Raw genomic sequence first — 19,278 nt, forward strand, 5'->3', positions numbered from 1 at the left:
CGTTTATTGCTGTGCTTGCATTGCAAAATCAATTTGTTCGTAATTAAAGCCTCGATACATCAAGTAGCGTACACGTTTCGCTCTTTCTTTCTGGTCGAGTTCTTTACCTGAATTTGAAAACTTCTTTAAATATGCGTCCTTTGCGAGTTCGAACCAATCGACTTCGAACTCCTCGAGCGTCTTATCTAATAGTGCTCGGTCTATCCCTTTTGCCATTGCTTCGCTCTGAATGCGTTTTACACCATGATACTTAGCTAAATGGCGGCGTACAAACCCTTCGCAATAGCGCTGTTCGTTAATAAAGTTGTGTGATTCACACCAATCTAACAAGCGCTCTGTGAACTCGGGCGTCGCCTCTTTTTGCTGTAACTTTCGCGTTAAATCCCGACGCGAATAATCTTGTCGAGACAATAACCAAAGTACGTAATTTTTTAACTTTTGTTCTTTATCATCCATTACGCGTCAAAGCGTCCTGATTGTGACGGCGCTTCAGGTGCTTTTGTTTGGTCATCACCTTTTGGCACAACCGGCATAAAAATAGCCTGAAAAGACACGAAGAAGCTAATGTAACAAATTGGCATTAAAACCAATAGTGGAATAAACGATAAAGGAATACAGATCACCATTAAAACAGCGCAAATTAGGCCATAAACACTCAATGGGGCCATATTATGGTAAAACACCATGAATGAGGTTTTTAAAACCTGAAACATATTGCTTTGTTTTTGAAAATAAACCAAAGGCACTGCATAGGCAAAAGCGGTTAAATACACACAGATCGCCAATAGAAATACCGCAACTTGCCCCATTGAAATGGTTGCCAATAAGTCTGCTATATGTGATTGGTTTTGTGGATCGAAAGTCTGACTCGAAATAACTGCGTAGGCATCTGCAAAAATGAAATTAGACAGTAAAGCTAATAAAATACCTGCCGCCATCTGATACACGGCGACGCGCACTAAACCTATACGGTTTCCTTTATTACTAAATGGCTTAAAAATATCAGCTTGGCTGATAGTCCCGCCTTGCTGCTTAGTTAACACAGCTTGATAAAAACCTGCCATCAAAAACGGGGTTACAAATGCACCAACAACTTGCAGTAAAGGTAGCAGCAATGCCAAAAAGCTAATTATCACGATTAGCAGATGCATTAAAATAAAAGTCAAAGGTTGCAGCTTAAAGATTTCCCATCCAGCTTTAAACCATTTAACGCCTGCATCAGCTTTAAAAATACGTACTTCGATCGACATAGTTTCTCATTCAATAACGACAAAACGCACCGAGTATAACTGGGTGCGCTACTTGTTTATAGTCACCTGTAGTGAAATTTACTCAGGCTTTTTAATTTTTTTAATATCAAGCATGTGCGAGCCATGTTTGATTTTCGTTTCGAGGTAAGCTCGGTTACCTACCACACCCGCTTTAATGTGCGCATGAGTGCCAACCACTGAATCAACTTCAATACCTGCATCACGCAGTGCTTTAAGCTTATTAGGGTTGTTAGTCATTAGCTTAACGTGCTTTTGATTGAGTGCTTCAAGCATTAATACCGCGTCTGAAAAATCACGTAAATCATCAGCAAAACCCAAGTGGTTATTCGCTTCGTACGTATTCATGCCTTGCGACTGTAATACGTAAGCATCAATTTTATTGTATAAACCAATGCCACGCCCCTCTTGGCGTAAATACAGTAAAATACCGCCTTGTTGGTGCATCATCTCGATACACTCATTTAATTGCTCACCACAATCACAACGTGATGAATGGAATACATCGCCCGTTAAACACTCTGAATGCATACGAATTAAAGGGACATCTTGCTCTGTGTCAGCTTGATTAAAGACTAAAGCAACATGTTCTTGGCCATCATTTAAGCCACTGAAAGATACGATTTCTGCAGGGATATCACTGTTTTTGCCAACATTCAGCTGGACTCTTGCTCTTACTTGCGCCACGACAAATCCAAATTAAAAAATAAATGCGATACTGCAAATGTGATTACAACAGCTTGAAGGTTGTAAGGATGCAACATACGACGAGTGATAACTAATATTGAGGCAGTTACCAGCAATTCAAGTATTATACACTCAAACCACCCCAAGATACGAGCTTTGCGCCTCGCTTTAGTGGCGCTAAAAAAACACCTTAAAAGCCCTACTTTTTAGAGTTAGGCCTTTGAAATAAAATAAATTAATAAATAAACCTTTGCAGATATTCGAAAAAATAGATTAGTTTAATCTCAATAAACCGCTAAGCCTTTATCAACCACCTATCAAAATAATAAAAATAACAGTGTAATGATGGGTCTCAGCGCTGATTAATAACGTACTAAAAGCGCTAGATAAACAATTATGAAGAATAACCAAAAAGTGATGCTTGAAGCTTAAATTGCTCTGCTAACTCATCAATTATAACCCTTTGACTAAGCTTTAAATATCTTGAGCGTGGCCAAACAACATTGATTGGCATAACCGCACCTGAAAAGGTATCTAAAACACTAGTTAGTCTATTACTATCTAGCTGCTCTTGAATAAGCCAAGTAGGTAATTGTGCAACACCTAAACCATTAAGTGCAGCATCAAGCATTGCATCTCCATCACTGAGCATATATCTGGCATTGATTAGCTGGTTAAATGACTGCTTTTTACTATCTTTGAACAACCATGTTGGCTGCGAAGAGCGCTTACTGCCAATAATACAATCATGAGTAAGCAAATCCGCAGGAGTGTCTGGCACACCATGCTGGTCAAAATAACCCTGACTACCACACACTGTTAGTTTTTGATAACCCAACAATTTTGCTACCAGATCGGCATCATCTTCTAATGTGCCTATACGTACTACCAAATCAACATTTTCATTTATTAAATTGATACGACTTTCACTAAAGTGAACCGCAAGCTCTAGTTTAGGATACTTGTTTGCTAGTTTAGAAAGTATTGGCATTACATACTTACGGCCGAATGCCGCAGGTAAGTGAAGCTTTACTTGCCCTGAAACATTATGGCTACCGGCAGTGACCGCTTGCTCTAGGCTATCTATTTCAGCCAGTATTTTTACCCAGCCTTCAAAATAATGCTGCCCTTCTGGGGTTGCCATAATTTTACGCGTTGTTCGATGCAGTAGCTTTGTACCTAACTTACTTTCAAGCCTAGTAACAGTTTTACCAACAGCGGAGCCTGTTAAACCTAATCGATTACCAGCTGCTGTGAATGTACCCATGCGTAGTGTTTCAACAAACTCTCGAATACCAAAGAAAGGGCTATCTTCTGGTTTCATTATGGAATCTCAGGACAGAATAAATGGAATATTAGCTAGGTTATCATTTAAAAAGAAGATAATAAAATAGTGTTCACTTATTCAGCAATAGAGAAACATGATGAGCGAACGCAAACTTCTCGATTTACTCGAAAAAGAAGAGATCCGAACTCTTCGCTTAAACTACAGTCAGCTTTTAGACTCTGGTCAAATTCATAAAATGGAAGAAGTATTTACTAGCGACGCACGAGTCGAAGTAACAGTGGGAGAAATGAAGGGAATTGAACAGATAAAGCAAGGATTAAAAAATGCTTATGATGAATTCGATACTCACAATAGAAAGCACTTCCCTTTTGTTCATGCCGTAATGAACCATCAAATAGTACTAACAGATAAAACGACAGCACAGGGTGAGTGCTATCTAATTGACTTTGTTACAAGTAGAGAGCAAAGCGAATCTCCGCTTTTATTAGTGGGCCGATACTTAGATCGCTATGAAAAAGTCGACGGTCAATGGCGCATTAGCCACTCTAAACTTGATGTTGTGTGGCCAGCGAATTCGGGAGATCAGTAACATGAATAATCTACCAACTAGCTTTACAAATGTATTTGCCGACAACAAATTAACGCTGGGATTGCTCACTCCCCTTGAAGCTTACCCTAGCAGCCCTTTCCCTACCCTCAATGCTGATATAGCAACGGCTAAGCAGGCTGAACAAGCAGGTATTGCCAGTATTTGGTTTAGGGATGTGCCTTTTTATGATCCTAATTTTGGTGATGCTGCGCAGATGCTTGATCCATTCACTTACGCAGGTTTCATTGCTGCACATACAAATACAATTACTTTAGGCACCGCAGGGGCAGTTTTACCATTACGCGATCCTATCATGGTTGCCAAACAAGCAGCCTCAGTTGATCATCTAAGTAATGGTCGTTTTGTGTTAGGAGTTTCAACCGGAGACAGGCCAGTTGAATACCCAGCTTTTGGTGTCGATTTTAACGCGCGTGCTGAGCGCTACAGAGAGTCAGTTGAAATTATCAAAACATTACACCAACAAAGTTTTCCTAAACACCTTAGCCAACATTACGGCGAGCTTGATGGTTCACTTGACCTTTATCCAAAACCAGTAAACCAGCAAATACCCGTTATGGCCGTTGGTCGTTCTAGGCAATCATTTGAGTGGTTGGCTAATAATGTTAATGCTTGGATTTGGGCTGTTGATAATGAACAAGCCATCAGTGAAATCATTAACAACCTATCAATTGCAAGCAATAGCAACACAAGCCCACATTACGGCTATGCGACATTTTTTGATTTAGATAAAAACCCAGACGCCCCGTACCAGCGTTTTTATAACGTTGTACGAATTGGTCGAAATGCCCTTATTGAGCGACTGTTAAAACACAGAGAGCTTGGCGTAAAACACATTGCGCTAAACTTAAAACCTTCTCAAAGGGCTGCCCAAGATGTAATTGATGAATTGGGTAACTTTGTTATTCCTGCTCTTGAAAAAGAGCAAAGAGAGCCTGCTGTATGAGTACTCAAGAACAGCTCGAAAACTTAATAACTCAGTTTAAAGATAGCTGGTTACGCTCGGATAAGCACTCGTTAGCAAAGCTGTTTAGCTCTGATATCGTTTTCAAAAGCCATCACCACGGCTCTATAAATGGGCAAAAGCATGTATCAACAACTTTAAGTGAAGATTTCAAAAACTATGCAACGAGTGCTGAATTTACAAATACGTTTACTGCACACCAAAAAGATTTTGCCGCAGCAAGCAGCTACGCTTATGTAGATGTAAATCATGGGCAAAAACGCTTTTTATGTGGTTGTACGTTTATTTTTCATTTCGTTTATGAAAACCAGCAATGGCTTATTAACCACATTAAATTTCAGGTTAACTGGAATAAAGGACAACAATCCTTGCTTCCTAACTGGAACATGCTTCCTGGAGTTCAGGGCTGGCAGCTAGTTGATGGCGAACCAACAATTGTGAGTGAATTACACTCTCCATGGGCATTAATTCGTAAGTTTAAAGCCTCTGAGCCAAAGCAAGCTCTCATTGATCTCTATAACAAGTATGCATTTGCTGTTGATAATTGTGATATTAATTTACTTATTGATTGCTACAGCCAAGATATACATGGCAGCTTTCCTCCTTTAGGTGATTTATCTGGTAGAGAAAGTGTTATAGGGAGTTTAAAAAACTTTAGACTGCTTGCGCCATTTTGGCAGCACTTTGCAGAGTTGGTCAAAATGGAGATTAGCCAAGATAAAAAAACAGCTCGATTTATCATTGCCCGAATCATTCCCGAAAACCCCGTGAATGATAGCAATCAAAAAATCTATGCAGCTCACTATCAGTTAGCAGCAAGATTAGAGTCAGATAACTGTTGGCGACTTTACGAATCGCATTACATACCTGGTTGGTTTGATGAACAGAATTTGCCTGAGTTTATAATCTAACAATAAAGCGCTCAATGTGAGCGCTTTTTCATAAGTACCTGCGACCGGTTAAGCTTAATCACTGTTTTTGCTTAAATTAAAAACAGTGATACATTAAAAATTACTAGATACCTTGTACCTAATGATGATAATGATTATCATCAACAAGTATTAATCCCCTCTTATCTGGGCAAAATAATAAGGAATATTATGAAAAAGAGCTCACTTGCCTTATGTGTTGCATTACTATTTAGTCAGCAAGGCATTGCCAATGAAACGACCACCCAAGAATTTAACGACACCTACCGCGCTTATGTCGCTGCTGTAGAAAATAAGCAAGACAGTAGTGAGCTTGCTAAAAAAGCGTTTGAGCTTGGCAAAGAAATTTATGGTGAAAGCGCCGACAACACAGCCAATCTTGCTATTAACTATGCCAACAGCCTAGATAAAAGCGAACAAGAACAACGCTTTGAGTTATATCGCACAGCCTACGAAATACTCGAAAAAAACCACGGCAAGCTAAGTGTACAAGTATATGATTCATTAATCGGCATGGCAGAATCAACTCCCTCAGCTAAGCGCGCTGATACGTATCTTGATGATGTCATTGCTATTGCTGAAAAACAAAACTCAGACAAGCTTGTTGCTGATGCAAAAATGACCGCTGCTCGTATCCTTGCTTATAAGGGCACTGGCGAACGCTATTACACAGCAAAGGAATATCTTGAAGAAGCCGATAAGTACTACCAAGAAAACTTACCAAATAACGCTGTCGATCGTATTAGCGCTGACTTTTTAGTTGCCGCATTTGCAGAAAACCAACGTAAATACAGCACCGCTATTGAGCGATTGAATCACGTAGTAAGTGTATTTGATCAAGAGCTAGACTTTGATCATCAAACCGAATTAAACGCTCATTCAAAGCTAGTTCACTTATACGAAAAAACAGGTAAAAGCGACGAAGCAACCAAACACTGCTTAGCGATTGCGAAAATGGTGCCTTGGAAAGAAAGCCAAGAACAAGAGCCGTTATACCGCGTACATCCTAAATATCCAAAATCAAAAGTTCAACGTATGGAAGATGGCAGTGTCGTAATGGAGTTTGAAGTAACCCCGTCAGGCTTTGTAGACAACATAACTGTGGTTGGCTCTGAGGGTGGCTCAGCATTTGAAAGAGAAGCTGTTAAAGCAGTAAAACAGTGGCGTTATGCCCCTAAGTTTGAAAATGGTCAAGCTATTGCAGCGACTTCTCGGGTGCAATTGGATTTTAAAATCAACAACTAAATAACAGGGTCGCAATGCGACCCTTTTTATACCAATTCGCTTAATTAAGTGAGCTATTTTGAGGCAAGAAAACCTCGTTGATAGCAAGGCAAAAATTTCGTTATTTAGTTGTTCTAAATCAGAAATTTTTAACGCAGATAGCGACAGGTTTAATCCCTCAAAATGATTAAGTATTTTTGCGGATTGGTATTAAAACTTTTTAAGCAGGTTATCGGCTGCGTCCTCTATTAAATCGAGTACTTTTTCGAAGCCTTGATCACCACCATAATAGGGGTCGGGGATCTCACTCTCTCCTGCATCACCATGACTTAAAAACAGCGACAACTTATATTGTAAGTGCTCTGGACACTGGGCTTTTAAATCAGCAAGATTTTGCTTGTCGGCCGCGAGGATTAAATCAAACTCATAAAAATCAGCTTGAGTCACAGGTCGCGAATAGATGCCTTTAAAGCTATAACCGCGCTTTTCGGCTGCTGCTTTTGAACGTGAATCAGGTGGATTGCCTTGGTGATAGCCAATGGTGCCAGCAGAATCAACTTTAACATTGACACCTAGCGCCTTGGCACGACTACGAAGTACCGCTTCAGCGGTAGGTGAGCGGCAGATATTGCCTAAGCATACAATCAAAACCTTTTTCATTATTCGTCCTTAAAATTGCTTTAAGATTGACTCATCATAACGTTCTGCATCAAGCGAGAGATTGTATTTATCTGCAACACTATCAAGCTCTGCCTGCTTAATTGCCAACTCATCCATAGTAATAGTGTTGTCATCAAGCTGCCATAACAAACGTGATCCCGCATAGCTGTAATGAATTGCTAATAAAGCATCTGCATTACCCTCGCGCCCTGCTGCTTTTAACTTTGGCATTTTACGGGTGATTTTATTCAGCGCTTTTTTAAGCTCCCACACATAGACTATTTCAGTCATGTAATCATGATTGCGGTATTTATTAAGCACAAAGCCCACCAGCAAACTACACACAACAACACCTAGTAGGTTCCAATGAAAATGGCTACCTCTTGGGTCAGGAAATAACGCTATTAACGTTTGTGAAATGGCTAAACTACCAACGGCTAGACCAATTACACAAGCAATAATCACTTGGTTTAAATGTTTACGGTAACGGGCTTTATCTATTTGAATAAGTTTCATAACAACCTAAAAAACTTGTGAAAAATAAAAAGTGAAAAAAATTTCACCCCTTTTTTATTTGCCAGCCGTTTTAGCTATGAAAGCAATTATCCTAAGAGGAACGGCTATGCATACTTTACCACTAAACTCAGCAAGCTTGAATAACAGCAATGCTGCTTTAAAGACAACCGCAGCAATTCTTGGCGGCGGTGTCATGACCTTTGCAGCATTTGCATTTATGCAGTACTTAATTTCTGCTGAGCAAAGAGCCGATGTGAAAACAGGCCCAGACATCACGGTTGAAATTTATGAAGTACCGGAAGACTCAAAAGTACAAGTAAAGCAAACACTGCCGCCACCGCCAGTTGCTAAAATGCCACCAAAAGTACCACCGCGCCCAACCATTGATACGACCGACACTGTTGTAGTAGCGGATTTAACACCAACGATGACATTCGATAACATTGGCGACACGCTTAGCAAAAGCATTAATCAACCAACGGGAGATGCGACACCTATTGTACGTATAAACCCTAAATACCCACCCGTAGCAGCTCGCGATGGCATTGAGGGCTGGGTGCAAATTAGCTTTAGCATTTCACCGACTGGCGAAGTGATTGACCCTGTTATTATTGATGCAGAGCCTAAACGGGTATTTGACCGTGAAGCAATTCGCGCTATTAAACGTTGGAAATATCGCCCTAAAGTTGTTGAAGGTGTGGCACAATTACAAACAAACCAAAGCGTTCAACTTGATTTTAAAATAGATGGATAACTGCCTATGCTAATGAGCATCAAGACATGGTTATTTGACAAGCCAAACACAGATTGTTTGGCGCAGTATGCCAAAACGGGCGACAACCGTTACCTTAACCAACTCGTTGCTCAATACGGGAACGATCTTTATCACTATCTAGTTACCCAAAGTGATAAAGATCTTGCCCTCGATATATGCCAGCAAACCTGGTTAAAAGTCATTGATAAACGCGACTTTTACAATGATCAGAACAACCCAAAAGCGTGGCTTTTTCGGTTAGCACGTAATTTATTAATTGATGAATTTCGTAAGCAGCAAAAGTTCGTTGAGTTAGAAGACAACCAACTATTTGCTGAATCTCAGGATGCAAGTTATCACTACGACTACGAAGCCTTTGATAAAGCACTTATGGCACTTAGCTTTGTACAACGTGAAGCGCTGACCTTACAACAAGAAGGCTTTAGTCTCGAAGACATTGTTGCTATCACACAAAGTAACCCAGAGACTATTAAAACTCGGCTGCGATATGCCCGTCAAAACCTGAAACAACAACTAGGAGGCCATCATGAAGCGTAACGACGAGCAACTCGATGCTGATTTAAAAGCACATTTTCAAAAACGTAAGGCAGAGCATAGCTTAAGCAGCGACGAGCTTTCACACATGCAAAAGCCACAGTCGGCAACGCCAAGACCACAGCGCTTTTTAGGCCTGCAAATGACCGGAGTATTTGCTGCTTTAGCGATTCTTGGTTTTGTCATGCTGCAATACAACAACCGCGAGTTAACCCATGTTTATGCCGTGGATTTATCGGACTATCAATGGCTTGAAGTACACGAACTCGACGCCAAAGGCAGCTATGTGAGTAATCTTAAACAACAAAAACAAAACCTAGATGCTAACTACCAACAAGCATTAGCCAATCACCAAGCCCGCACCAGCTTCACAGGCCGTCTAGTCAGTGTTGATAACGACTGGTATATCGCCGACTGCGAGCAAAATGTCATAGTACAAATTAAACAATCACTCCTTGAAGAACTACAAAAACATGGCACCCTAGATACTCATATTCACCAAGGTGACCTACTCGCCCTAGACCAAAACAAACAAGGCCAAATCATCGCACTCAAACAACTGACCCATGAAACGGAAAAGTGTACGAGTTAGCGAACTCGTAGGTTGGGTAGAGCGTAGCGAAACCCAACAAGTTAGCGAGTTACAAGGGGAAAGTCGCAAGTTTTTAGGTAGCAGCGGGTTTACCCCGCGTAGGCGTGAAATTTATTTCGCGCGATGGTTCAACGAGCCATCAGCTTTCAGCCGTCAGCTATCAGATTTAAAACAAGTTAGCGGGCTACAAGAGTAAAGTTACAAGCTTTGAGTAGCAGCGGGTTTACCCCGCGTAGTCAGATGTCAGATCATTCTTCTGACATCTGATATCTAATATTAATTTCACTCCCCTACCTTCGGTAGCATGCTTTTACTAATCACTTCAAATGTATCTAGGTCTATCAGCATAGAGTAAACTTCATCGTTGTTGATAAATACAACGAATAAATTGCCCTCAGCGTTGAGGTTAGACTCTACAATGCGGTTGTAACCTGAAATAACTTCGCTGTAGTTTGAGCCATCAATCTTGCTTAGCGCGAAGGTGCGCTTATCTTTGCCATCGAGCAGTTTGTCGTTGTTGGTATCGTTTTTGATAACTTCATACGAAACTGCCTTAGGAGCATAGACTTTTTGCTCCTTGTAAGGACGAGTATCAAACTCTTTGTAATGGCTTAAAGCACCAAACTCTATGATCAACTGATCCGTTGTTTTAAATAGCCACTTGGCGTGATTGGTTTTGTCATTAAGAAACAAGATGTTCTTTGAGCGCGTAGGTCTGTATTTATAACCACCGCTAAAATTATTGTAAACTGTTACGTCAGCTTTCACCTCGATATCCAGTTTTTCTGATTCCAACGGGATAAAGTAAAAATCACTCCCCTCGACCTTATGGGGGTAACCCAGTTTCCACTTTTCTTGCTGCTTTTCATCTTCAGCTAAGTTTAGTGTTTGTTGCTGAACATGGTTATCGGACTTTAGTAAGTAAGCAACAAAGTTATACCCTATTGCTGCTGTTCCAATGATTAAGCCTAAAAGTAAAATTAGGCCGTTAACATTCCACACCCATTTAAAAAACTTTTCTGACTTCATACGACTGATTAAATCCTTTTAAGAATAAGAACTTGCTAAACTAGCAGATCTAAAACAAGTTAGCGAGCTACAAGGGGAAAGAGTAAAGCAGTACCGTAGGCGTGAAATTTATTTCGCGCGATGGTTTCCCCGAGATTCCAGACTGACGGCTGACGGCTGACGGCTGACGGCTGACGGCTGACGGCTAATACTCCGCTCTTTACCTCGCTTTTCCTACCAATAATCGCACATTACTCTAATGTTAATAACAATTTAATGCTGAACCAGCTAGGCTAGTAACATCGTGTTTAAATATTATGGAGTTACCATGAAAAGGTCTTTGTTTAACAGTTTAATCATTGCCTCAATTAGCTTGTCGAGCTTGCAAGCGTGTGCTCAGCCGGAGCAAAAGATTCCTCTGGATGCCAGCGCTAATAACTACAAACTAGAATTAGTAAGCGAAGGAATTCAAATTCCTTGGGGTATGGCTTGGCTTAACGAGCGTGACTTACTCGTTACTGATCGACGTGGCGAGCTTAGATTGATTCGTGATGGCAAACTCGTTGAGCAAGCAGTTAAAGGCACACCTAAAGTACATGATGAAGGTCAAGGAGGCTTATTAGATATAGAACTTGATCCGAACTTTGCCGACAATGGTTGGATTTACTTTTCGTACTCGGGCTATGAGGGCGATGGTGAGGGTTACAATACCTCGATTATGCGTGCCCGCTTTAAAGATATGGCTCTTGTCGATCAGCAATTATTGTTTGATGGCGAGCCAAATATTGAAACAACAAAACACTATGGTTCGCGTATTGAGTTCGACAAAGAAGGTTACTTGTACTTCTCTATTGGCGATCGTGGCAAAAGAGACGTTCACCCACAAAGCCTAGACTATGATGCAGGCAAAATTCACCGTATCAATAGCGATGGCTCTATCCCTAAATCAAACCCGTTTTATAACCATAAAACAACTCACAAAAGTATTTATTCGTATGGACACCGTAACCCACAAGGTATGGCAATGCACCCAGAAACGGGAGTTATTTGGAGCCATGAACATGGCCCTCGTGGCGGCGATGAAATCAACATAGTTAAAGCAGGTGCAAACTATGGTTGGCCTGAGATCACTTATGGGATCAACTACATTGGTACAAAAATTACCGACGAAACTAGTCGCGAGGGAATGGAACAACCTGATTGGTATTGGGTGCCTTCAATTGCCCCTTCTGGAATGGAATTTATCACCAGCGATAAATACCCACAGTGGCAAGGCCAAATTGCCGTAGGTTCGATGAAGTTTGGCCACCTTGTTTTGGTGAAACTTGATGGTGACAAAGTAACAGGCCACAGCAAGGTATTTGAAGGTGTAGGACGCGTTCGTAGCCTAGCCACCCACCCTAATGGTGACTTATATCTTGGTGTTGATGGTATCGGTGTTTATAAGGTTGTACCGAAAATATAGATTCCAGCTTTCAGCCGTCAGCTCTCAGATTTAATACAAGGTAGCGAGTTACAAGGGGAAAGAGTAAAGGAATACCGTAGGCGTGAAATTTTTTCGCGCGATGGTTGATCTGACCCCGATAAAGTAGACACGAGGTTTAATTAATTTGTTCGTACTGCATGGGACTTTTATACCCTAGGGTGCCATGCCTTCTTACTGAGTTGTAGTATTTTTCAATATAAAAAATACGTTTGTGTTGTCATTTCACTACGACTCAGTTCATTTAAATTCTTTATCCACTCCTTTTTATACTGCGCGAAGAAGCTTTCTGAGCATGCGTTATCCCAGCAGTTCCCTTTTCTAGACATACTCACTGTGACACCTCTATTAGTTAACCACTTCACTGTTTCCTTTGCGACATACTGAGCTCCTTGGTCTGAATGAAAGAGCAAGTTCGCACCATCAGGTTTACGTGCTGACCATGCTTTTCTCAGTGTTTTAATAACTAACTCGGCGTTGTTTATACGGCTTGTTACCCAGCCAACAACCTTACGAGAATACAAATCAAGGATGACGCATAAATACTGCCAACCATCCTTACAGCGTACTTGTGTGATATCTGATACCCACACGGTATTTGCTGCATCAACATTAAATTGGCGTCGTAATAAATTACTCGCTTTGATTGTACCTTCTTTCTTCGCGCGACTTGTATAGCGTCTCTTACCTGATTTTGAACGATAGCCAACGCTTTGTAACAGCCTCTGCACACGTCCTTTACTGCAATCAAAGCCATGTGCTACCGCTGCTTCCCAAAGCTTTCTATAGCCCGGGATACAGTGCTCCTGGTCGCTAATATGCTTTAGAAACTTAAGTAACGAACTGTTCTCTTTCTGGCGTGTGCTAGGTAATTGCTTTAACCATTTATAATACCCAGCCGGCGACACAGATAACCAACTGCACAACTTTTTCACTGTGCGTTTGGCGTCTGTGACCTTGTGGATATATTCGAACCTTATTCTTTTAGGCTGTCGAAGTAGACCTTCGCCTTTTTTAAAACGTCATTCTCCAACTGAGCATCTTCGAGTTGCTTCTCAAGCTTGCGAATTTGGCGCTCTAAATCTGTGTATGATTTGTCTGGGCCTTGGTTCTTTAATGGCTTTGCTGTTTTCTTCTTCGAGGTCATATGACTTCTCCAACTTGATAGCATGTCAGGATGAATTCCGTATTTATTCGCGATCATCTTAACTGTATCTGTGGTGTCTAACGACTCTTGAACGACTTTTATTTTAAACTCGAGGGAATATCTACGCTGTGACTTTACTTTCATGATTAATGACTCCAAAAAGGTGTCTACTTTTATGGAGTCAGATCAGGTTTCTGACGGCTGACGGCTGACGGCTATCAAACTTGAATATGCGAGTTATCGAAATTCAAGCAATAAAAAACCACAGACTTCTCTGTGGTTTTTTACTTATAACTTAAGACTTACAGCTTAAAGTTTTTAAATCACAATAATACTCGTCACTAGGTAAGCGATGAAGGTTAATGCGCCGCCGAATAAGGCGTATGGCATTTGGGTTTTTACGTGAGTTAATAAATCACACCCTGATGCAATGGCCGATACTGCGCTGGTATCTGAGATTGGCGAGCAGTGATCGCCAAACACACCACCACCTAAAATAGCGGCAATAACCAATGAAGGTGGTAAACCTAAAGCTTGAATGAGCGGTACACCAATTGGAATAAGTATTGCGAATGTGCCCCACGAGGTACCTGTAGTAAATGAAATAACCGCACCTGTAATAAATAGCACTGGCACAACTAAGTAAATAGGTAAGAAATCACCGACTAGTCCGGCTACAAACACACCTGTACCTAAGTCTTTTAAGCTTGCACCTAACGTGAGTGATAGCAATACAATAGACACTAATGGCAGTAACTCGCCCATTCCTTTAAAGCCAATATCTACCAGCTTATGGTGTGTAAATTCACGCGAGCTAATCATTAAGAAATAAGCCACAACACAGGCTAAAATAGTTGCATACAGCACTGATTTAGAACCACTACCGCTGGCAATATCGCCATCACCGGTCCAAAACATAAAGCCAACCATGCTACCAATTAAGGTAATAAGTGGCACAAGCATGTAACGTGCTTTTGAGCCTTTTACTTCTTCTGTTAGTTCGGTTTCTTGTTGCTCTAGGTTTTCTTCTGCTTGCTTTAATGGGCCATGTACCTTGTCAAAGGTAATGGTGTAGAACACGATAAGTAAAGTGATAATGGCGTAAAAGTTATAGCCAATACTGCCCCACAATACCGAAACCGCAGACTCTTCCATTTCGTAGTTGCCAAGAAGGCCGAGCACATAGGCGCCCCATCCATTTAGCAAGATTAAAATACACACAGGTGCGCTGGTACTATCGATAATGTAAGCAAGGCGTGCTCGGCTCATTTTAAATTTATCGAATAAACCACGCGATAAAATTCCCGAGGTTAATACACTTAAGTTCGATTCAATGAATACCGCAATACCTGAGAACATGGTTAAGTAACCGACTTGGCGCTTACTTTTAGCAACCCCTTTGTTCATCAGCAAATTAACTGTCGCAGCCACGCCGCCAGATTCACGAATGTAGGCAAGTAAGGCACCAATTAGAATACTAAAAATAAGGATACGGCTATTACCAGGAGAGCTGGCAACTTCGATGACTCGCTCAATAGTATTAATAAAGGTGAAAAACAAGGTATTACCTTCACCATTCAGAGCAAGCAAAAACTCAGACGACGCAACCGCGACCAATAACGCCATGATCACTTCTTTGCGCCAAAACACAATTAAGATAGCAATCAAGGGTGGTAAAATTGAATACCAAGACATAAAAACCCTTTTAAATTAAGAACAACATTTTATTTTTATTATGCGAAAACTCGCTAAGCTTAATGGCTTTGCCACCAAACTCAACTTAATTCGACTAGTGATTTAATATACTCTCATAAATCAGCGAGATAATAGAGCCATACTTACCTGTTTCGAAACGCTTGCCGACAAACTGGTAATTTTCTTGTGAACCTTCAATCGGTGTATGACGGGCATTGGTTAATAGCACAATAGCAAGGTCATACTCTGGGTCAATAACGGTCACCGTGCCTGTCCAGCCGGTATGACCAAAAGCCCGCGGGCTAGCATAAGGGCCAAAATGCCATTTACGCGCTTGATGCCCCGCTCTACGCCATCCTAAACCATAAGTCTCATCACTTGCTTGGGAGTTTGTGAATTGCTCAAGTACTTGTGCTGTAAAAATTTGCTTGTTGTCGTAGCCACCCCCATTGAGTAACACTTGCATAAGCACGGATAAATCACCGGCGGTACTAAAAAGCCCTGCATGCCCCGCTACGCCACCTAGAGCATAAAATGCCTTTTCATCATGTACTTCACCTTGCAGCACATCGGTTCGAATATTTTCAAACTCGATGCGACCACCTCGGGTGTTGCCGTTAATCTCAGTGGCAGCAATTTGCGAAGCTAAAAAACCTTTCTGTAATGGATTATAAACCGTATGTGTTAAACCAAGTGGCTGATAAATTTGGCTTTCTACATAGGTATCGAGCGCCATACCACTAATACGCTCTACCAGTACACCAAGCAACATATAATCGATATCAGAATATAGGTGTTTTACGTTCCGACCAGCCACAAAAGGCACGCCTGTTAATAGCAGGTTTTTAGTACGCAGGCTGTTTTGAGAAAAAAAGCGCTCACCAAATTTATTGTCTTTACGATGAAAATCAACCACCGCAGGATAACCCGCACTGTGGGTGAGTAAATCTTTTACTAAACGCTGTTCACGACCGCTGCCCCTAAATTCTGGTAGGTAATAAAACAGTGGCTTTTCTACGTCGAGCTTCCCTTCGCTGGCAAGCTTCATCAGCGCAAAGTTAGTGGCAAACATTTTTGAATTTGAGGCTATATCAAACAAGGTATCGTTTTGCATAGCTTGTGGGCTTGTAAGCTCACTGCCATCAGCATGATACTTTTTAGCCGCGCCATAATGGCTTAGTTTAATCAACTTGCCATCTTTAACAACGGCGAGTACCGCGCCCGGAAAGCCCTCTTTAATCTCTTGATTAATTAATTCATCAACGGCACTAAAACGCTTTTGAGCGCTGTTTTTATCAAGCGTTGGGTAAGGAAAACGTAAGGTTAAACTTGCCCCTTCTGGCAGTACATTTTCTACTTTATAGGTGTTAATGCCATCGCGGGTGCGTTTAGCCAAACTGTATTGATATATTTTTTCGGCTGTTAATGGTGAGGCAATATTAATTTTTTCACCATTTATGAAAATATCAGCACTGGTTGCATCGTGGTTTTCAATGATGATTTCACCGCGACCTTTATAGGCTGTAAATGTGCCTCGGTCGTTAACGAGCGCGCGACTACTCGGATCAAGCGCAGGAATACGCGCTATAACTTGTGCATTAGCCAGTGTTTTTGGCACTGGCTCAACGGCTTGCTGTTGCTGCTGATATTCTTGAAATAACCGCTCACTCTTTTTAGGAAAGTATTTTTCTAATAATGCAAATAGCACTGCGGCACTTCTCGCATCACTATTGCCACTTACATGCCAAGGCAAAAAGTGCATTTGAAAAGCACTTAGAGCATCTAGCGTTTGCGAGTCAAGCTGACCCGTTGCAATCACTTCATAGCCGTAACTGCGCAATGCTTTTTGCATTAACTCAACAGAAGGCTTTGATGCACTAAATAGCTGCCAATACTTATCAACGGTGTCGCTGTCGTACCATGCACCGATACCTGCTTTATACAGTTGATACCAAGGAAAACGCGGGCCTGGGTCGTTCTTACGGCTTGGGGCAATATCAGAATGGCCAATCACTTGAGTTGGGCCAATATCAGGATTACGGGCAAGAATATCTTTACTAAGTTTTATTAGTAGCTCTATTTGCTTGGCATCATAGTCTGGAAAAATACATAACTTACTGGCGTCATTTTCCATCGCAAGGTTTGCTTGCTCAGGAATATGACAGGTTGGTACATTAACAATTTCAATACCAATAGAATGATCATTTAAATCTTCGCGGCCTTGCCAAAAACTGCGTCCGGCGTGCCACGCCCTATCTCTTTCATCAACCAGCTGAATAATTTCTAATTCATCTTTTGGATAACTCGGGTCGCCTGATTCAGGTAATAAATAATGTGAACTTAAGCCCCCTTCATCCACGAGCGCACGCATTGATTTTTCGTAATCAATGGCGGTGTAATGCATCACTAAGAATTTAACACGATGGCTGTAATTAGCTGATTGTGTATAGGTATATGGATTACTGGCACAGCTTACTAATAATGCCGCACTACTTAGATAACACAGCTGTTTAAGTAATGTTTTCAAAGGGGTAAAACTCATAACAGATTCATACCTGATGATTTAAGCGTTGACGATTCTCAGCAATACAGTAGCAACCCCCACTTAACATGTAAAATATTTTATTTTACAATTTAAGAATAAAAAGCATACATTATCGCTAAGTTACTAAAAATAGAGCTATCTCAATAATTAGAGTTGTATCTATTATGGAATAAAACTATATTATTCCATCTAAATTAAGAAAAATATTCCAAACTTAGGTCTGCTAAAACAAAAATAAGTCGTCGTGTTAAGCAAACAATGCGCCCAAGCCCTGTGTTTATAATAGAACCATCGCTTTGCGCTTTGACTAAGTTAAGCAAACAAAGTGAGCCCTATGTCTACTTTTGTAAAAATTAAAGCCTTACGCCAATCTCTATCGAGCAGCGAAGCTAAGCTTGCTGACTTTACGTTAAATTCAGCGAATGCCATTCGTAATTTATCATCGGTTGAACTAGCAAAAGTGGTTGGTGTAAGCCAATCAAGTGTGGTGAAGTTTTCGCAAAAGTTAGGTTATAAAGGCTTCCCTGCATTTAAACTTGCGGTAATTGATGCACTTAACGATGAAAGCAGCGAACCTAAGCTACATGGCAAGATCACTCTGAATGACTCGCTAGAGCAAATCGCCGAAAAACTATTAAGCAGTAAATTGGCGGTGTTAACCGAAACCAAAAACCTCAACGAAGCACCAGCTGTCGAAAAAGCGGTAGAGCTATTAAAATCTGCAAAGCGCATTTTAATTTGTGGTTTAGGTGGCTCAGCACTGGTCGCAAAAGATTTTTCTTATAAATTACAAAAACTCGGTATGCCGGCTATTGCAGAGCCAGATGGCCATGCACAACTTGCGTATGTTGCGACGTTTTCAAAAGGTGATTTGGTTATCGCGATAAGTGAGTCAGGTATGACTCGCGAAATTGCCGAAGTTGTTAAACAAGCTAAGAAAAACTCAAGCTCAGTGATCTCAGTGACTAAATTTGGTAGTAACCTTGTTGCTGACTCAGCTGATGTAAAACTTTATTCGGTTGCTGAAGGCGAATCTGTACGTTTATCGTCAATCTTAGCGCGTACGGCACAAGATTTTGTCATTGATATTTTGTTTATTGCTCTAACACAGTCAAGCCGCCAAGGTCGTAAGTTACTAGAACATTCTAATGAAGTTGTTGGCGAATTTAAGAATAACTAATTTCTTCAATAAGGTTATATAAATACTTTAAAGCAGCTCAGGCTGCTTTTTTTATGCATAATTTAGGATGCAGTTTAACAATCCCCTTTCTCCTCTAAACTACCAAACAATTGCGATAAGCGACTGACTTTAAAATCATAACTTCTTACAAAATTGTACTAAGAATAAATTAGCAC

Annotated in this window: 18 protein-coding genes and 1 pseudogene; 9 read left to right on the forward strand and 10 right to left on the reverse strand. The window is 40.9% G+C overall.

All coding sequences use genetic code 11. The features are described 5' to 3' along the window. Positions 1-3: 3 nt before the first annotated feature. From HUS61_RS17535 to HUS61_RS17550, 4 genes are all read right to left on the reverse strand, one after another. Positions 4-456: a regulatory protein RecX gene (locus tag HUS61_RS17535; protein WP_054551279.1), complete on the reverse strand. Its 453-nt coding sequence runs from the start codon at positions 454-456 to the stop codon at positions 4-6. Next, positions 456-1,250, reverse strand: a complete 795-nt coding sequence (locus HUS61_RS17540; protein WP_175083445.1) for a BPSS1780 family membrane protein — start codon at positions 1,248-1,250, stop codon at positions 456-458. The genes HUS61_RS17535 and HUS61_RS17540 overlap by 1 nt, the downstream gene beginning before the upstream one ends. Positions 1,251-1,328: 78 nt before the next feature. Beyond that, entirely contained in the window at positions 1,329-1,955 is a 627-nt protein-coding gene (ribA, locus tag HUS61_RS17545) for a GTP cyclohydrolase II (RefSeq protein ID WP_054551277.1), read from the reverse strand. A gap of 394 nt (positions 1,956-2,349) precedes the next feature. Continuing rightward, positions 2,350-3,279 (reverse strand): LysR family transcriptional regulator, encoded by a 930-nt coding sequence (locus HUS61_RS17550; RefSeq protein WP_175083446.1) that lies wholly within the window; start codon positions 3,277-3,279, stop codon positions 2,350-2,352. Between the two features lie 97 nt (positions 3,280-3,376). Between HUS61_RS17550 and HUS61_RS17555 the strand changes: the two genes are divergently transcribed. From HUS61_RS17555 to HUS61_RS17570, 4 genes are all read left to right on the forward strand, one after another. Then, positions 3,377-3,832, forward strand: coding sequence for a nuclear transport factor 2 family protein (locus HUS61_RS17555; protein ID WP_175083447.1), 456 nt, complete (start codon positions 3,377-3,379; stop codon positions 3,830-3,832). 1 nt (position 3,833) lies between these two features. After that, on the forward strand, positions 3,834-4,796 hold the full coding sequence (locus HUS61_RS17560; protein WP_181447815.1) for a TIGR03571 family LLM class oxidoreductase: 963 nt from the start codon (positions 3,834-3,836) through the stop codon (positions 4,794-4,796). Next, positions 4,793-5,725: a nuclear transport factor 2 family protein gene (locus HUS61_RS17565; protein ID WP_175083448.1), complete on the forward strand. Its 933-nt coding sequence runs from the start codon at positions 4,793-4,795 to the stop codon at positions 5,723-5,725. The genes HUS61_RS17560 and HUS61_RS17565 overlap by 4 nt, the downstream gene beginning before the upstream one ends. 189 nt (positions 5,726-5,914) lie before the next feature. Continuing rightward, entirely contained in the window at positions 5,915-6,988 is a 1,074-nt protein-coding gene (locus HUS61_RS17570) for an energy transducer TonB (protein ID WP_175083449.1), read from the forward strand. A gap of 189 nt (positions 6,989-7,177) precedes the next feature. Here HUS61_RS17570 and HUS61_RS17575 read toward each other — a convergent pair whose 3' ends face one another. After that, positions 7,178-7,627, reverse strand: a complete 450-nt coding sequence (locus HUS61_RS17575) for a low molecular weight protein-tyrosine-phosphatase (RefSeq protein WP_175083450.1) — start codon at positions 7,625-7,627, stop codon at positions 7,178-7,180. Between the two features lie 9 nt (positions 7,628-7,636). After that, positions 7,637-8,143: a DUF3087 domain-containing protein gene (locus HUS61_RS17580; protein ID WP_175083451.1), complete on the reverse strand. Its 507-nt coding sequence runs from the start codon at positions 8,141-8,143 to the stop codon at positions 7,637-7,639. Positions 8,144-8,249: 106 nt separating this feature from the next. Between HUS61_RS17580 and HUS61_RS17585 the strand changes: the two genes are divergently transcribed. The 3 genes from HUS61_RS17585 to HUS61_RS17595 are packed head-to-tail and all read left to right on the forward strand — an operon-like array spanning position 8,250 to position 10,044. Continuing rightward, positions 8,250-8,897 (forward strand): energy transducer TonB, encoded by a 648-nt coding sequence (locus HUS61_RS17585; protein ID WP_055022028.1) that lies wholly within the window; start codon positions 8,250-8,252, stop codon positions 8,895-8,897. A 6-nt stretch (positions 8,898-8,903) separates the two neighbouring features. Further along, positions 8,904-9,455, forward strand: coding sequence for an RNA polymerase sigma factor (locus HUS61_RS17590; protein WP_175083452.1), 552 nt, complete (start codon positions 8,904-8,906; stop codon positions 9,453-9,455). Further along, entirely contained in the window at positions 9,445-10,044 is a 600-nt protein-coding gene (locus HUS61_RS17595) for a hypothetical protein (protein ID WP_175081048.1), read from the forward strand. The genes HUS61_RS17590 and HUS61_RS17595 overlap by 11 nt, the downstream gene beginning before the upstream one ends. Before the next feature lie 282 nt (positions 10,045-10,326). On the opposite strand, the gene HUS61_RS17600 is transcribed toward HUS61_RS17595, so the two are convergent. Beyond that, positions 10,327-11,073 carry a hypothetical protein gene (locus HUS61_RS17600; RefSeq protein WP_175083453.1) on the reverse strand — a complete coding sequence of 249 codons (747 nt, stop codon included), beginning with the start codon at positions 11,071-11,073 and terminating at the stop codon, positions 10,327-10,329. 307 nt (positions 11,074-11,380) lie between these two features. On the opposite strand from HUS61_RS17600, the gene HUS61_RS17605 reads away from it, so the two are divergent. After that, on the forward strand, positions 11,381-12,517 hold the full coding sequence (locus tag HUS61_RS17605; protein WP_175083454.1) for a PQQ-dependent sugar dehydrogenase: 1,137 nt from the start codon (positions 11,381-11,383) through the stop codon (positions 12,515-12,517). Positions 12,518-12,653: 136 nt separating this feature from the next. Here the strand turns inward: HUS61_RS17605 and HUS61_RS17610 are convergent. The 3 genes and pseudogenes from HUS61_RS17610 to pbp4b form a co-directional block, all read right to left on the reverse strand. After that, positions 12,654-13,826 (reverse strand): annotated as a pseudogene (locus tag HUS61_RS17610) (IS3 family transposase). Positions 13,827-14,000: 174 nt separating this feature from the next. Then, positions 14,001-15,377 (reverse strand): Na+/H+ antiporter NhaC family protein, encoded by a 1,377-nt coding sequence (locus HUS61_RS17615; RefSeq protein ID WP_175083538.1) that lies wholly within the window; start codon positions 15,375-15,377, stop codon positions 14,001-14,003. A gap of 94 nt (positions 15,378-15,471) precedes the next feature. Beyond that, positions 15,472-17,919 carry a penicillin binding protein PBP4B gene (pbp4b, locus tag HUS61_RS17620; RefSeq protein ID WP_175083539.1) on the reverse strand — a complete coding sequence of 816 codons (2,448 nt, stop codon included), beginning with the start codon at positions 17,917-17,919 and terminating at the stop codon, positions 15,472-15,474. Between the two features lie 337 nt (positions 17,920-18,256). Between pbp4b and HUS61_RS17625 the strand changes: the two genes are divergently transcribed. Further along, on the forward strand, positions 18,257-19,102 hold the full coding sequence (locus HUS61_RS17625) for a MurR/RpiR family transcriptional regulator (RefSeq protein ID WP_175083540.1): 846 nt from the start codon (positions 18,257-18,259) through the stop codon (positions 19,100-19,102). The last annotated feature ends 176 nt before the right edge of the window (positions 19,103-19,278 follow it).

It is taken from the genome of Pseudoalteromonas sp. 0802 (assembly GCF_013350085.1).
Taxonomy (GTDB): Bacteria; Pseudomonadota; Gammaproteobacteria; order Enterobacterales; family Alteromonadaceae; genus Pseudoalteromonas.